This is a genomic window from Modestobacter sp. SSW1-42 (assembly GCF_046635825.1).
Classification (GTDB): Bacteria; Actinomycetota; Actinomycetes; order Mycobacteriales; family Geodermatophilaceae; genus Modestobacter.
Genome location: NZ_JBISCA010000003.1, coordinates 529,003 through 543,027, shown reverse-complemented (window position 1 = coordinate 543,027; position 14,025 = coordinate 529,003). Strand labels below are relative to the sequence as shown.

13 protein-coding genes are annotated in these 14,025 nt (G+C 74.9%); 7 read left to right on the top strand and 6 right to left on the bottom strand.

The genetic code is table 11. The annotated features are described in order from the left end of the window. Positions 1-103: 103 nt before the first annotated feature. On the bottom strand, positions 104-2,374 hold the full coding sequence (locus ACGBYP_RS12895) for a beta-glucosidase (protein WP_411584642.1): 2,271 nt from the start codon (positions 2,372-2,374) through the stop codon (positions 104-106). Between the two features lie 277 nt (positions 2,375-2,651). Between ACGBYP_RS12895 and ACGBYP_RS12890 the strand changes: the two genes are divergently transcribed. The 3 genes from ACGBYP_RS12890 to ACGBYP_RS12880 are packed head-to-tail and all read left to right on the top strand — an operon-like array spanning position 2,652 to position 5,736. Then, the gene (locus ACGBYP_RS12890) at positions 2,652-4,055 is read left to right on the top strand and encodes a hemolysin family protein (RefSeq protein WP_411584640.1); all 1,404 of its coding nucleotides are present in this window, start codon (positions 2,652-2,654) and stop codon (positions 4,053-4,055) included. Continuing rightward, positions 4,052-5,071, top strand: a complete 1,020-nt coding sequence (locus ACGBYP_RS12885) for a hemolysin family protein (protein WP_411584638.1) — start codon at positions 4,052-4,054, stop codon at positions 5,069-5,071. Before ACGBYP_RS12890 ends, ACGBYP_RS12885 begins: the two co-directional genes overlap by 4 nt. Positions 5,072-5,130: 59 nt before the next feature. Then, positions 5,131-5,736: a hypothetical protein gene (locus ACGBYP_RS12880; protein WP_411584636.1), complete on the top strand. Its 606-nt coding sequence runs from the start codon at positions 5,131-5,133 to the stop codon at positions 5,734-5,736. A gap of 71 nt (positions 5,737-5,807) precedes the next feature. Here the strand turns inward: ACGBYP_RS12880 and ACGBYP_RS12875 are convergent, their stop codons facing one another. After that, positions 5,808-7,046 carry an esterase-like activity of phytase family protein gene (locus ACGBYP_RS12875; protein WP_411584634.1) on the bottom strand — a complete coding sequence of 413 codons (1,239 nt, stop codon included), beginning with the start codon at positions 7,044-7,046 and terminating at the stop codon, positions 5,808-5,810. A 171-nt stretch (positions 7,047-7,217) separates the two neighbouring features. Here ACGBYP_RS12875 and ACGBYP_RS12870 point away from each other — a divergent pair, with 171 nt between their 5' ends. From ACGBYP_RS12870 to ACGBYP_RS12855, 4 genes are all read left to right on the top strand, one after another. Then, positions 7,218-8,366 (top strand): zinc-dependent alcohol dehydrogenase, encoded by a 1,149-nt coding sequence (locus ACGBYP_RS12870; RefSeq protein ID WP_411584632.1) that lies wholly within the window; start codon positions 7,218-7,220, stop codon positions 8,364-8,366. An 11-nt stretch (positions 8,367-8,377) separates the two neighbouring features. Beyond that, a complete protein-coding gene (locus tag ACGBYP_RS12865; RefSeq protein WP_411584631.1) occupies positions 8,378-8,965 on the top strand; it encodes a hypothetical protein in 588 nt (195 codons plus the stop codon). A 244-nt stretch (positions 8,966-9,209) separates the two neighbouring features. Next, positions 9,210-9,365: a hypothetical protein gene (locus ACGBYP_RS12860; RefSeq protein ID WP_411584629.1), complete on the top strand. Its 156-nt coding sequence runs from the start codon at positions 9,210-9,212 to the stop codon at positions 9,363-9,365. Between the two features lie 19 nt (positions 9,366-9,384). Further along, a complete protein-coding gene (locus ACGBYP_RS12855) occupies positions 9,385-9,654 on the top strand; it encodes a hypothetical protein (protein ID WP_411584627.1) in 270 nt (89 codons plus the stop codon). Position 9,655: 1 nt separating this feature from the next. Here the strand turns inward: ACGBYP_RS12855 and ACGBYP_RS12850 are convergent, their stop codons facing one another. The 4 genes from ACGBYP_RS12850 to ACGBYP_RS12835 are packed head-to-tail and all read right to left on the bottom strand — an operon-like array spanning position 9,656 to position 14,019. Further along, entirely contained in the window at positions 9,656-11,461 is a 1,806-nt protein-coding gene (locus ACGBYP_RS12850) for a potassium channel family protein (protein ID WP_411584625.1), read from the bottom strand. 7 nt (positions 11,462-11,468) lie between these two features. Then, on the bottom strand, positions 11,469-11,849 hold the full coding sequence (locus ACGBYP_RS12845) for a DUF6394 family protein (protein WP_411585228.1): 381 nt from the start codon (positions 11,847-11,849) through the stop codon (positions 11,469-11,471). Positions 11,850-11,851: 2 nt separating this feature from the next. Further along, entirely contained in the window at positions 11,852-13,168 is a 1,317-nt protein-coding gene (locus tag ACGBYP_RS12840) for a glucose-6-phosphate dehydrogenase (protein ID WP_411584623.1), read from the bottom strand. Beyond that, positions 13,165-14,019 (bottom strand): NAD-dependent epimerase/dehydratase family protein, encoded by an 855-nt coding sequence (locus ACGBYP_RS12835; RefSeq protein ID WP_411584621.1) that lies wholly within the window; start codon positions 14,017-14,019, stop codon positions 13,165-13,167. The genes ACGBYP_RS12840 and ACGBYP_RS12835 overlap by 4 nt, the downstream gene beginning before the upstream one ends. Positions 14,020-14,025: the final 6 nt, after the last annotated feature.

The window sequence follows — 14,025 nt, the reverse complement described above, 5'->3', positions numbered from 1 at the left end:
TGCCGGGTGTCCTCCGGGTCGGTACCCGGTGACGCCGGGGAGCCGCATGACGGTCCTGTGACGAGTGCCCACCCCGCCCCGGCGGGGCGGTGGCAGCGGGGCCTCAGGTCGCCGCGAACCGGCCGACGGCGGCGGTCACCTCCGGCTCGCGCAGCGGGAACCCCGGCATCCGGGACAGCCGCACCAGCGGGACGGCGCGCAGCATCTGCCCGTTGCGCGGGTCGGCCAGCAACCGGCCGAACTCGGCGTCGGCGAGCTGCTCGCGCAGCCACGGGCCGGCCTCGGGGTGGGCCAGCCACGCCTCGGCGGTGGAGTCGGCGGCCAGCGGCGAGGTGAGGTCGTCGCCGGGCAGCTCGACCTCGGCCGACAGGCGCAGGTCACGCGAGGAGGCGCCCAGCCGGAGGCCGAACGCACCGCCCTCGACCACCCAGTCGCCCAGCCCCACGTGCCAGTAGGCGAACGCGCGACGGTCGAGGGTCAGCTCGACCTGCGCGCTCTTGCCCGGCTGCAGGTGCACCCGGGCGAAGGCCCGCAGCTCCTGCTGGGGCCGGTACACCGACGCCTGCGGGTCGGTGACGTAGAGCTGCACGGTCTCCGTGGCGGCCAGGTCGCCGGTGTTGGTCACGGTGAGTCGCACGTCGACGGACAGTTCGTCCCCGGACCGGACGTCGACCGAGAGGTCCGACCACGCGAACGTCGTGTAGCTCAGCCCGTGCCCGAACGGGTGGGCGACGGGGAGTTCGTGCGCGTCGTACCACCGGTAGCCGATCAGCAGGCCCTCGCCGTAGCGCACGTGCCCGTGCTCGCCGGGGAACGCCCCGACGGTCGGGTTGTCGGCGAACCGGGCGGGGACGGTCTCGGCCAGCCGGCCGGAGGGGCTCACCACGCCCAGCAGCAGGTCGGCGGTCGCCGCGCCCCCGGCCTGGCCCAGCAGCCAGCCCTCCAGCACGGCGGCCGCGCGGTCCTGCCACGGGGCGACGTCCACCACCGACCCGTTGCTCAGCACGACGACCACCCGCGGGTTGGCGTCGGCGACGGCGTGCAGCAGGTCGACCTGGGCCGCGGGCAGGTCGATGGTGTCGCGGTCGTAGCCCTCGGACTCCCACGACGGCGGCAGCCCCAGGAACAGCACGGCGACCTCCGCGGCGGCCGCCGCCTCGACGGCCTCGGCGACCAGCGCGGGGTCGCCGGCGTCGGCCTCGACCTCGTAGCCGGGGGCGAAGACCACCTCGCGCCGTCCGGCCAGCGCCTCGCGCAGCGCGTCCAGGGCGGTGTCCAGCCGGGTCGGGTTCACCTGCGAGGAGCCCGCGCCCTGGAACCGCGGCGTGCGGGCGAACTCGCCGATCACCGCCACCGGCCCGCCCTCGGCGGCCAGCGGCAGGACGCCGTCGTTGGTCAGCAGCACCGCGCTGGCGGCGGCGGCCTCGCGGGCCAGCGCGTGGTGGTCGTCGGCGTCCACCGGCGGGACGGCGACGGCCTGCCCGCGCAGCGCCCGGTCGACCAGGGTGAGCACGCGGGCGGCGCCGCGGTCGAGGTCGGCCTCGGTGATCCGGCCGGCGCGCAGGCCCTCGAGGACGGTGGCGGTGCCGCCGCCGTCCGAGGAGGGCATCTCCAGGTCCAGCCCCGCGGCCAGCCCGACGTCGCGGCGGTCGACCGCGCCCCAGTCGGACACGACCAGCCCGGTGGAGCCCCAGTCGCCGCGCAGCACGTCGGTGAGCAGCCAGGGGTCCTCGGAGGCGTAGACGCCGTTGATGCGGTTGTAGCTGCACATGACCGTCCAGGGCTGGGCCCGGGTCACCACGGTCTCGAACGCCGGCAGGTAGACCTCGCGCAGCGTGCGCTCGTCGACGTCGGCGGAGACCGTCATCCGGTCGGTCTCCTGGTTGTTGGCCGCGAAGTGCTTGAGCGAGGTGCCCACGCCCTGCCGCTGCACCCCGTCGACCAGCGCGGCGGCCAGCTGCCCGGCCAGCAGCGGGTCCTCGGAGAGGTACTCGAAGTTGCGCCCGCACAGCGGCGACCGCTTCATGTTCACCCCGGGACCGAGCAGCACCGAGACGCCCTGGTCGCGGCACTCCCGGCCCAGCGCCTCGCCGACCCGGGCCAGCAGGTCGACGTCCCAGCTGGAGGCCAGGCCCGCGGCGGGCGGGAAGCAGGTCGCCGGCACGCTGCCGGTGAGCCCCAGGTGGTCCCCGCCCTCGGCCTGCCGGCGCAGCCCGTGCGGCCCGTCGGCCAGCAGCAGCCCCGGGACGCCCAGCCGGGGGACCGGCGTGGTGTGCCAGAAGTCCGAGCCGTCGAGCAGCTCTGCCTTCTCCTCGAGCGTCAGCTGGGCGAGCAGCGCCGGGACGTCGAGCCCCTGCGCGGTCTGGTCGGGCACGGTGCTCCTCGGGGTCGGGACGGCGCGGCGGCGCGCCGGGTCGATCCTCGCGGAGCCGCCCCGCCCCGGCCAGGCAGGGGGGTGGCCGCAGATCGTCACGGGATCGCAAAGTGCCCGGACGGGGGGACCGGGCCCCGCCCGGGTGACACTGGGACGGCGGCGCCCGCGCCCGCGCGGGCGCCGGACCCCGACCGCCCCTCACGAAGAGAGACATGAGCAGCCCCGAGCACCAACCCCCGGCCGTACCCCTCCGTCCCGCTGAGGAGGTGTGCGGCCGATGACGGACCTGCTCTCCCTGCTGCTGGGCGTGGTCGTCGTCCTGGCGATCACGCTGGTCACCGGGTACTTCGTGGCCCAGGAGTTCGCCTACATGGCGGTCGACCGGGCCGGCCTCGCCGCCCGGGCGCAAGGCGGTGACCCCGCCGCCGCGCGCGCCCTGGGCGTCACCCGCCGCACCTCGTTCATGCTCTCCGGCGCCCAGCTCGGCATCACCGTCACCGGCCTGCTGGTCGGCTACGTGGCCGAGCCGCTGATCGGCGAGTCGCTGGGTGCGATGCTCGGTGGCGTCGGCGTCCCGACCGGGGTCGGCGTCGGCATCGGGGCCGTGCTGGCCCTGCTGTTCTCCACCCTGGTGCAGATGCTCTTCGGTGAGCTGTTCCCCAAGAACCTGGCCATCGCCCGCCCGGAGCCGGTGGCCCGCTGGCTGGCCGCCTCCACCGTGATCTACCTGAAGGTGTTCGGCTGGCTGATCTGGGTCTTCGACCAGGCGTCGAACCTGCTGCTGCGGGCGCTGCGCATCGAGCCGGTGCACGACGTCGACCACGCCGCGACCGCCCGCGACCTCGAGCACATCGTCGAGGAGTCCCGCGAGACCGGTGACCTGCCCGCGGAGCTGTCGATGATGCTCGACCGCATCCTCGACTTCCCGGCCCGCGACGTGGAGCACGCGATGATCCCGCGGCCCCGGGTCGGCACGGTGACCGCGGCCGACACCCTGGGTCACCTCCGGGAGCTCATGGCCACCGGGCACTCCCGCTACCCGGTGCTGGACACCGGCTCCGGCGACGTCGTCGGCGTGGTGCACCTGGTCGACGTGCTCACCACCACGGCGCCCGACACCGCGCCGGTGACCGCGATCGCCCGCCCCTGCCTGCTGGTCTCGACGCTGGCGTCGCTGCCCGACGTCCTGCGCCAGCTCACCGAGTCCGGCGACCAGCTCGCCTGCGCGGTCGACGAGTACGGCGGCTTCGCCGGGGTCATCACCCTCGAGGACCTCGCCGAGGAGCTGGTCGGGGAGATCACCGACGAGCACGACGACGCCGACGACCGCGAGTACGTGCCGGTCGAGGGCGACGGCGTCTGGGAGATGGCCGGGGACGTGCACGTCGACGAGGTGGAGCGGGCGCTGGCCCTGGACCTGCCGCGCGGCCCCTACGAGACGATCGCCGGGCTGGTCATCGCCGCGGCCGGCGGGCTGCCCGGGCCCGGCACCGTGCTGGAGATCGCCCTGCCGCTGGACCCCGGCGACCTGGTGGACACCGACGTCCCGGTGGCGCGTGCGCTGCGGGTCGAGGTGCTGGCCGTCGAGCGGCACGTGCCCTCCCGCGTCCGGCTCGAGCTCCCCGACCGCGACGCCGCCGGCGCCGGCGCCGCCGAGACCACCGAGGTGCGGACCCGATGACCGAGGACCCGCGGGTGGTCGTCGCGCTGACCGTCGTGATCGTCGCGCTGAGCGCCTTCTTCGTGGCCGTGGAGTTCGCCGCGCTGGCCGCCAAGCGGCACCGGCTCGAGGAGGCCGCGCCCAGCAGCCGCGCGGCGCGCGCCGCGCTGCGCAACTCGGCCGAGCTCACCGTGCTGCTGGCCGGCTCGCAGCTGGGCATCACCGCCGCCACCCTGGCGCTGGGTGCGATCAGCAAGCCGGCGGTGCACCACTGGCTGACCCCGCTGTTCGAGAGCTGGGGCCTGCCGCTGGTGGCCGCGGACGTGACCGGGTTCGCCCTCGCGCTGCTCGTCGTCACCTTCATCCACCTCGTGGTCGGCGAGATGGCGCCCAAGTCCTGGGCGATCGCCCACCCGGAACGGTCGGCCACGCTGCTGGCCGCCCCCATGCGGGCGTTCATGGCGCTGTTCCGGCCGTTGCTGCGGCTGCTCAACCGGACCGCCAACGCGCTGCTGCGCCGGGTCGGCGTGGAGCCGGTCGACGAGGTCGCCGTCGGGCACAGCCCCGCCGCGCTGCGCCACCTGGTCGAGCACTCGGCCAACGTCGGCGCCCTGGACGCCGGGTTCTCCGAGCAGATCTCCGGGGCGCTGGAGCTCGAGCGGCTCACCGTCCGCGAGCTGCTGGGCACCGGCTCGCCGCCCACCGGCGTCCGCGCGGCCGCCACGGTGGGCGAGGTGCGAGACGCCACCCGGCGCTCCGGTCACCTGCGGATCCTGCTCGGCGCGGTCGACGGCGAGCGGGTGACCGGCGTCGTGCACGTGCGGGACACCCTCACCGAGCCCGACGACGGGCCCGCGGCCCCCTTCGCCCGCTCGGTCTTCACCCTCGACGCCGGGACGACGGTGCACGCGGCGCTGCGGGCGATGCGGGAGACCCGCAACCACCTGGCGCTGGTGACCGAGGGCGGCGCCGTCCTGGGCGTGGTCACCCTGTCCGACGTGCTGCACCGGCTCTTCCCCCAGCCGGCCGACGCCTGAGCGGGCCAGGGCGGCGTCCGGGGCGGTTGACCGGGCGCCGTCCTGGACACCGGGACGCGGTGAGCACACGGATGCGCTTCGACGGCTGGATCCTCGGCACCGGGACGACGTCGGGCACCCGGGTGGTGCTCGGGCACTGGCAGCGCTCGCCGCTGGGGGCGTTCTCCGACGTGATGGTGCAGCGCCCCGACGGGCACCGGCTGCTGCTCGCGCCCAGCGCCGAGGTCGCGGAGTTCGTCGGCGCCACCTACTCCTTCGACGAGGTGCGCCTGGTCGACGTCGTGGTCGACCGGTCCGACCCGCGGAGCTGGACGCTCACCGCCGGGCCGCTGCACCTGCAGGTCACGGTCGGCCGCCGTCCTGTGCTGGGGCTGCTGCTGCGCGCGGTGCCGGCGCCGCTGGCCCGCCGTCCGGCGTGGGTCGGGCTGCTCGACGCGCCCGCCCGGCTGCTGACGGGCCTGCGCACGAAGGGCTCGGCAGGAGGTGGCCGCACCGAGTGGTACGGCGTGCAGGACCTGCACGCGCTGGCGTCGGTCACCGCGAGCTGGGACGGCGACCCGCTGGGCGCGCTCGCGCCGGTGCGGCCGCCGGTGACGTTCGGCTTCGGGTCGGTGCCGCCGGACCCCTCGGTCGTGCGCGTGACGACGACGGTGCAGGTGCCCTGAGCGGGCACCTGCACCGAGGGGTGGTGCGGGGGGCCGTCCGGCCCCGCGGGGCGGGGCCGGACGGCGGGGTGTCAGCGGCGGGCGCCGCGGGCGTTGATCGAGGCCAGCGCCGGGTCGAGCTGCAGGTCCTCGTCGAGCTGGATGACGACGTGCTCGTTGTCGTCCGGCACGCCGGCGGTGCGCCCGTTGGAGCCGGGGTAGTTGTTGTCGTTGCCGACGATGATGTGGTGGTCGTCGAGGACGGCGATCTGCTCGATGGTGACGAAGGGGAAGGTGGAGAAGGCGCCCTTCGTGCCGGCCACGCCCTGCGGGTCGGGCATCGCCATCAGGTTCACCAGCAGCCGCTTGTCGGCGTAGCCGTCCCGGTCCTTGTCCCGGGTGTCGATCAGGTACACGGCCTTGAGCTGCGAGGCCGGGCCCTGGGCGTTGTCGCGCTCCAGGATCAGGAAGCGGTTCTCGTCCAGGGCGACCATGTCGCCGAGGGCGTCGGAGGCGACCTCGAACCTCACCTTGCCCTTGAGGCCGGTGTACCTGCCGGTGTTGGTGTCGAAGCGGTAGATGCGGCGGGTGGCCGCGTCGTCGCCGGCGACCGCGCCCTCGAGCATCGGGTAGATGGTGTGGCCATCGACGCCGAGCGCCATGCCCTCGAAGCCCTTGCTGCTGCCCAGCGTCGGGGTGGCGCCCTTCAGGTCCCACGCGTCGGGGGAGCGGACGCCCTCGGGCTGCACCGGTGCCGACAGCACCTTCCCGGTCGCGTCGACGTGCACGACGCTGGGGCCGAACTCCTCGCCGATCCAGAAGGTGCCGTCGGGCATCCGCTGGAAGGACTCGGGGTCCAGGTCGGCGCCGGTGAGCCGGCGGTCGGCGCGCACCGGCGTGAAGGGCAGCTTGCGGTCGGGGTCGGACAGGCTGAAGCCGCCCTCGACGACGGTGCTCTGCTGCGTGACGGGGTCGATGTGCAGGCGGATCGCGCGCAGCAGGAAGTCGGCGCTGTTGGCCTTGGTGCCGTAGCCGTTGTCCTCGAGCACCAGCCAGTCGTCGCCGTCCTTCAGCAGGCCGGAGAAGCCCTGGACGGGCTGGGCGTCGAAGGGGGTCGCGACGCCGTTGGCCGGGCTGGCCAGCGCGCCGGAGGGGATCTCCTCGCCGAAGGTGGCCGAGGGCAGGACCGAGCGGCCGACGACCTCGGCCTGCTGGGTTCCGTTGCCCTGGGGCACGGGGGACAGGCCCGCGGCCACGGCGGGGACGGCGACGGCGGCCAGCAGCCCGGCGGTGGTGAGGGTGAGGGCGGCACGGCGGGACGGACGGCGCACGGAGGTCCTCCAGGGACGGTCGGGGAGTGCGGACGGCTGACCGTGTCGCGGCGAGGCAGACGTCACCCAGCGGCCCCGTGTCGTCGCTGTGAGCACCCCGTGAACGGGGCGGGTGTGTGCGCCGAGCGGGGACGGGGCACTGGCGGGCGGACAACGTCCCCAGGAGGCACCATGCGCGCGATGACCTACCGCGGCCCGTACAAGCTGCGCGTCGAGGAGAAGGACAGGCCCCGGATCGAGCACCCCAACGACGCGATCATCCGCGTCACGCTGGCGGCGATCTGCGGCTCCGACCTGCACCTCTACCACGGGCTGATGCCGGACACCCGGGTCGGGCACACCTTCGGCCACGAGTTCATCGGCGTCGTCGACGAGGTCGGGCCCTCGGTCGAGCACCTGGCCGTCGGTGACCGGGTGATGGTGCCGTTCAACATCTACTGCGGGTCCTGCTTCTTCTGCGCCCGCGGCCTGTTCTCCAACTGCCACAACGTGAACCCCAACGCCACGGCGGTGGGCGGCATCTACGGCTACTCGCACACCACCGGCGGCTACGACGGCGGCCAGGCGGAGTACGTGCGGGTGCCCTTCGCCGACGTCGGCCCGGTGAAGATCCCCGACTGGATGCACGACGAGGACGCCGTCCTGCTCACCGACGCCTCGGCGACCGGCTACTTCGGCGCCCAGCTCGGCGAGATCGCCGAGGGCGACACGGTCGTCGTCCTGGGCGCGGGCCCGGTCGGGCTGATCGCCGCGCAGAGTGCGTGGCTGATGGGCGCCGGCCGGGTGATCGTCGTCGACCACCTCACCGAGCGGCTGGAGAAGGCCGCGAGCATGGCGCACGCCGAGACGCTCAACTACGACGAGCACGACGACATCGTGGTGGAGCTGAAGAAGCAGACCGACCACATCGGCGCCGACGTCGTCATCGAGGCGGTGGGCGCGGAGGCCGACGGCAACGCGCTGCAGCACATCGCCGGCACCAAGCTCAAGCTGCAGGGCGGCTCGCCGGTGGCGCTCAACTGGGCGATCGACGCGGTGCGCAAGGGCGGCAACATCGGCGTCGTGGGCGCCTACGGGCCGGTCCCCAACGCGGTGAAGTTCGGCGACGCGCTGAACAAGGGGCTCACGCTGCGGATGAACCAGACGCCGGTCAAGCGGCAGTGGCCGCGGATGTTCGAGCACGTGCGCAACGGCCACCTCACCCCGCGGGAGATGGTCACCCACCGCTTCCCGCTCGAGGACATCGCCGAGGCCTACCACGTGTTCTCGGCCAAGCTCGACGGCTGCATCAAGCCGCTGATCCTGCCCAGCGCGTCCTGAGGGAGACAGTCATGACCGACCCGCAGATCCCCAGCGCCTACGTCCGGGACAAGCGCACCCCGCCGCCGAGCCGGGAGGAGCTGCGCGCCCGCATCCCCGGGTGGGGCGCCGACCTCGACCCGGCCGACCGGCCCTCGTACCCCAAGGAGCAGTACCCGGCGCAGACCGGTGCGCACTGGGAGTTCCCCGAGCGGCAGCCCGGCGCCGAGGGGCGGGAGCGTTCGATCGAGCACGCCTTCGTCACCCCGGTGTTCGGCACCGCCCAGCCGCTGCACGGGCTCTCGGGGCGCATCCGCCGGTACGCCTACGACCGGTTCAGCGAGGGGCGCAACGCGCACTGGCTGCTGCTCATCGCCGGCGACCGGGTCGACGCGTGGGGTGCCCACCTGCGCTCCTTCGCCTCGAGGCACCCCGACAACCCGGTGACCGAGACCGGCGTGCGCGCCGAGCTCACCCACGGCGGCGCCGCGTCCCGGAAGGGCCGCAGCGACGCCCGGCACCAGCTGCTCGACCCGCTGCTGGTGGCCGGTCCGTGGGTGGCGGGGGCGGGCGCGGCCGTGCTCGGCGGGCGGCGGCTGGTGCGGGCGCTGCGGGGCTGATCCGCCCGCGCGACCGGCGAGGCGGTGGGGGCCGCCGCGCCGGGCGGGTAGCGTTCAGCTCGACGTCGTCCGGCGTTCAGGCCCCTCCCACGGCGGAGGGGACATCGGCGGTCCCGATGGGGTCCACCTCCGCACGACGGCACACCGGCACCTCCTCGGCTCCCGCCGGGGCCGGCTCGCCGTCCGAGGGCCGCCAGCCGGCGACCCGGCCCCGGCCGGGAGTCCAGATGCAGGGAGGTCGCTCGTGAGCACCGAAGGAACGTCCCAGGTCCCCGACAGCCCCCGCCGGCCCGACCCCCGCCTCATGCCGCGGAAGTCGGTCCTCGTCGCCCGTCCCGTCGGCGCCGACCGGCCCGACGCCGACGCCGCCCCGGCCGAGAGCCCGGTGCCCGAGTCGTGACCCACCGCGGTCGGCCCTCGTGCTGACCGAGCTGCACCCCGAGGCCGAGGGCCTGCTGCCGGCCGCCCCCGATCCCGTCCCCGACGGGAGCGGGGGCGACCGGCTGGTCGTCGTGACCCAGCCCGCGGTCCCCGCGCGGCCCTCGGCCACGCTGCTCGCCGCGCAGCAGCTGTCCGCTGAGGCCGGGTCGTTCCCGCACTCCGCCCGCCGGCCGGCCGAGGCCGTGCGTGCCCGCCGCCGGGTCCTGGTGGGCCGGGTGATCGAGCAGCGCCGGGCCGAGCGGGCCTGAGTCAGCTCCGGACCGTCGGGCTCAGCTTCCGCCAGATCCAGCCGGCCGGCACCCGCCGCCCGGTGAGCACGTACTCGTGCACCGCGTCGACCTCCAGCATGGTGGTCAGCGCGCGCTCGGCGGCCGTCCAGCCGGCCAGCAGCAGCTCGTCACCGGGGGCCAGCACGAAGTCGCCGTCCGGGGCGGCGGTCGCCTCGTCGCCGCGCAGCACCAGCAGCGGGACGGCGTGCAGCGCGACCTCGCGGTCCTCGGGGTTGCGCAGCAGGTCGCCCAGCCGGGCCTGCCCCGTGGACAGCCAGCCCTGTACCGCTGGGGCCTCGGCCGGGGTCAGCCGCACCTTCCACAGCGTCTGCAGCCGGGTGCCGCACAGCGCGACGAGCCGGTCCAGCACCTCGGCGGCCCAGGCGTCGTCCCGGGAGGGCAGGTCGCGCAGGAACCGCCACAGCAGCGGGGTCGACAGCTGCGCGTACACCTCGTGCGCGATCACCTCGGCCGGCACGAGCAGCGCGTCGAGCTCCATCGCGGCGAACAGCGGGGCGTTGGCGGCGGAGTTCTGCCGCGCCCCCACGAACAGCGTGGGGTTGATCCGCCGGGCCGCGGCGACCAGCGAGAGGTTGGTGGTGTCGTTGTCGGTCCCGGCCAGCAGCCCGACGGCGTGCTCGAGGTCGACGTCGGCGAGCACCGCGGGGTCGGACCCGTCGCCGACCACCAGGTCGCTGTCGCCGGCCGCCTCCGGGTCGTCGGGGCCCGGGTCGATGACGGTCACCGCCAGCCCCTCGGCGCGCAGGTCGCGGGTCAGCTCGCGGCCCAGCCGCCCGTAGCCGACCACCACCCAGTGCCCGTCGCGCGGGGGCGACCCGCGGTCGGGGAGCGCGGCGCCCGGTCCGGCCTCCAGCCAGGTGAGCAGCTGGTAGGCCGCCGGGGCCCGCAGCGCCAGCCGCAGGTGGTCCCCGAACCGGTCCAGCGGGTTGACGGTGGTGGGGTCGCCGAAGGCCCGCATCCGCTCGGTGATCACCGGGGAGGTGACCCGGGCGATCACCGGCAGGTCCGGGCGCAGCAGGGCCGCCGCCATCACCACCGCCAGGTTCGCCTCCTCGTCGTCGGTCAGCGCCACCACCGCCGCGCACGCGGGGTGGTCCAGTCCGGCGACGGCCAGGTTGCCCGGGTCCCGGGCGTCACCGATCAGCCCCGGGACGTCGGCGGTGTAGGAGTCGAGCTCCAGGTCGTCGATCCGCTCGGCCGACAGGTCCAGGACGACGAAGCGGCGGCCCAGCCGGTCGATCGAGCGGCCCAGCAGCTCGCCGGTGCGACCGTAGCCGGCGATCAGCAGGAACGGCTCGCGCAGCCGGGCCACCTTGCGGGTGAAGTGCTGCCGGGCCAGCGCCGCCCGGAACGCCCGGTCGCGCAGCAACGCCAGCAGCGAGCCGATCGCGTAGGCCCACCCGATCACGCTCAGGTAGATCGTGAAGGTCACCCACAGGCGCTGGCCGTAGGTGAAGGCGTTGGGGATCTCGCCGAAGCCGATGGTCGTCGCGGTGTAGCTGACGACGTAGAAGGCGTCGAAGAACGACATCCGGACCGGGGCGCCGTCGGCGTCCTGGCCGGGGATCAGCGTCAGCCCCAGCGTGCTGACGGCGAAGACGACGATCAGTGCGATCAGCGGCGTGCGCATCCGGCGCAGCACCAGGAAGATCGCCTCCGCCGACCGCGCGGTGGACGACCGGGAGAGCCGGACCACGGCCCGGCGCCCCCGCCGCTCCTCGCGGGGGACCAGATCGTGCCAGAGCGCGCGCAGGTGGGTGGTCACGGCCGGCTCAGCCGCGGTGGGAGGACGTCGTCTCCACGACGAGCAGCACCACCGAGATCATGTTGGCCACGAGCGCGCCGCCGGCCAGCGACACGATGCTCGCCGTCCAGCCCGCGGTCAGCCCGGCGGAGGAGATGTGCTCGGCGTAGACCCACATGAACGACGCGCCGATCAGCTGCAGGTCGGCGACCAGGCTGGTGGCCAGGTGCACGGCGCCGATCTGGGTGCGGTCACCGAACTTGAGCACGGTGGCGATCAGGTTGACCACCACCGCGGCGTAGAGCTCGTACTGGTTGTGCAGCTCCGGCCGGCTGATGTCGCCGATGAAGAACCCGAAGTTCAGCGTCGCGGCGAGCACCACGAAGAAGCCGAAGACCACCTTCTCCATGTTCACGACGGGCCCCCCGATCCGGCCGGGTACTCCGCCAGCGGCACCGCGCCGGCGGACCAGGCGCGCAGCACCGGGTCGACCACGCGCCAGGCCTGCTCGGTCTCCGCGCTGCTGACCGAGGTGCGCGACCCACCGGACAGCACGTCGGCGAGCACCTGCCGGTAGGCGGTGCGCTCGCCCGGGGCGTGCACGTCGACGTCCCCGTCGGCCTGCACGGCGCCGTCGAGGGTGACCCACAGCTGGTCGTCGGCGACCCGCTCGGCCAGCGCCGGGTCGACCTGCGGGGCGCTGCCCCGGAAGTGCAGCGCCACGCCCTTGTGGTCGCGGGCCAGCGCCTTGCCGGTGCGCACCAGGAAGCGGGTACCGGCCCAGCGCGGGGTGTCGACGGCCAGCTGCAGCTCGACGAAGGTCTCGGTGCCGCGGGCCGGGTCGACCTCGGGGTCGTCGGCGTAGTCGGGCACCGGGTCGCCGGAGGCCAGCGTGCCGGCCGCGTACCGGGCCCGGCGGGTGGCCGCGGGGTCGGTCACCCGGACCGCGCGCAGCGCCGCGAGCTTGGCCGCGTGCAGGTCGGCCTCGGAGTCGGTGGCCGGCTGCTCCATCACCAGCAGCGTCAGCGACTGGAGCAGGTGGTTCTGCAGCACGTCGCGGATCGCGCCGTTGCGGTCGTAGAAGCCCGAGCGACCGGCCAGGCCCAGGCTCTCCTCCCACAGCACCTCGACCGACGCGATGCTGTCGCTGCCCCAGCCGGGCACCAGGGGGCTGCCGGGGGCGTGCAGCGCGAGCAGCGCCTGCACGCCGGGCATGCCGAGGAAGTGGTCGACCCGGTAGGCCGCCTCCTCGACCCCGCCGGTGACCTTCGTGAGCAGCGCGTCGAGCTCCGCGGCGCCGGCCAGGTCGGCGCCGAAGGGCTTCTCCACCGCGATCCGGCTGCCGTCGGGCAGGCCGGCCTCGCCGAGCGCGGTCAGGGCGGCGGGGAACGCGGTGGGCGGCAGCGCCAGGTAGGCGGCCACCGGCCCCTCGTCGAACGCCGCGACGGCAGCGGCCACCGTGGCCGGGTCCGCGAGGTCGACCTGCCGGTAGCGCAGCCCGGCGACCAGCGCCGCGCGCACCCCGGCCGGGACGTCGGCGGCGTGCGCGGCGAGCCGGGCGCTCACGTGCGCGCGGAAGGCGGCGTCGTCCCAGTCCTGGGGCGCGGCGCCGACCACCTGCAGGCCGGCGGGCAGCGTGCCGGCCGCGGCGGACTCGGCCAGCGCCGGCAGCAGGTGCCGGCCGGCCATGTCGCCGGTGGCGCCCAGCAGCAGCAGGCGGGTGATCACGCGCGCTGGTCCCGCCACGAGTGCGCGGGCTCGAAGCCCAGCACGCGGCGGGCCTTCTCGATCGACAGCAGCGACTCGTGCGCGCCCAGCTCGCGGTTCACGGGCACGCCGGGGAACTCCGCGGCCAGCAGCTCGGTGTTCGGCCGGGTGCTCACGGTGTCGGCGTTGGCGACGATGAACACGTCGGCGCCGGGCTCGGTGTGCTCCAGCCCGAGGCGCACCGCCTGGGCGCCGTCCCGGGCGTCGATGTAGCCCCACAGGTTCCAGCGGCGGGCCGCGGTCGACTCGTCGTAGCCGGGGAAGGCCGCGTAGTCCTCGGGGTACATGACGTTGCTGAACCGCAGCCCGGTCATCGACAGGTCGGGGTGCCAGCGGCACAGCTGCCGGGCCATCTCCTCCTCCAGCGTCTTGACCAGGGAGTAGGTGGTGGTCGGGCGCGGGGTGTACTCCTCGTCGACCGGCACGTAGGGCGGGGCCTCGTCGAAGGGCAGGCCGAGCACCGTCTCGCTGGAGGCCCAGACGATGTTGCGGATGCCGGCCCGCAGCGCCGCGCCGTAGACGTTGTACGAGGTGGTCGCGTTGTTGGCGAAGACCGCCGAGTTCGGCATCAGGCCGGGCGCGGGGACGGCGGCCAGGTGCACCAGCGCGTCGACGGGGGCGTGCTCGTCGAAGCCGGCGAGCGCCTCGAACGCCTGGCCGGCGTCGGTGAGGTCGACGACCGAGGACTCCACGTCGGTGCGCGCGCTCGGCACCCGGTCCAAGGCGAGCACGTCCCAGCCGGTCTCGAGCAGGTGGGTGACCACCGCCCTGCCCAGCTTCCCGCTGCTGCCGGTGACTGCTACCCGTGCCATCTGGTG

What these genes read in the sequence shown, in the direction of transcription:
- ACGBYP_RS12865 (WP_411584631.1), top strand. Translation starts at nt 8,378, where the DNA reads ATGACCGACCCGCAGATCCCCAGCGCCTACGTCCGGGACAAGCGCACC.
- ACGBYP_RS12835 (WP_411584621.1), bottom strand. Translation starts at nt 14,019, where the DNA reads ATGGCACGGGTAGCAGTCACCGGCAGCAGCGGGAAGCTGGGCAGGGCG.
- ACGBYP_RS12845 (WP_411585228.1), bottom strand. Translation starts at nt 11,849, where the DNA reads ATGGAGAAGGTGGTCTTCGGCTTCTTCGTGGTGCTCGCCGCGACGCTG.
- ACGBYP_RS12890 (WP_411584640.1), top strand. Translation starts at nt 2,652, where the DNA reads ATGACGGACCTGCTCTCCCTGCTGCTGGGCGTGGTCGTCGTCCTGGCG.
- ACGBYP_RS12885 (WP_411584638.1), top strand. Translation starts at nt 4,052, where the DNA reads ATGACCGAGGACCCGCGGGTGGTCGTCGCGCTGACCGTCGTGATCGTC.
- ACGBYP_RS12870 (WP_411584632.1), top strand. Translation starts at nt 7,218, where the DNA reads ATGCGCGCGATGACCTACCGCGGCCCGTACAAGCTGCGCGTCGAGGAG.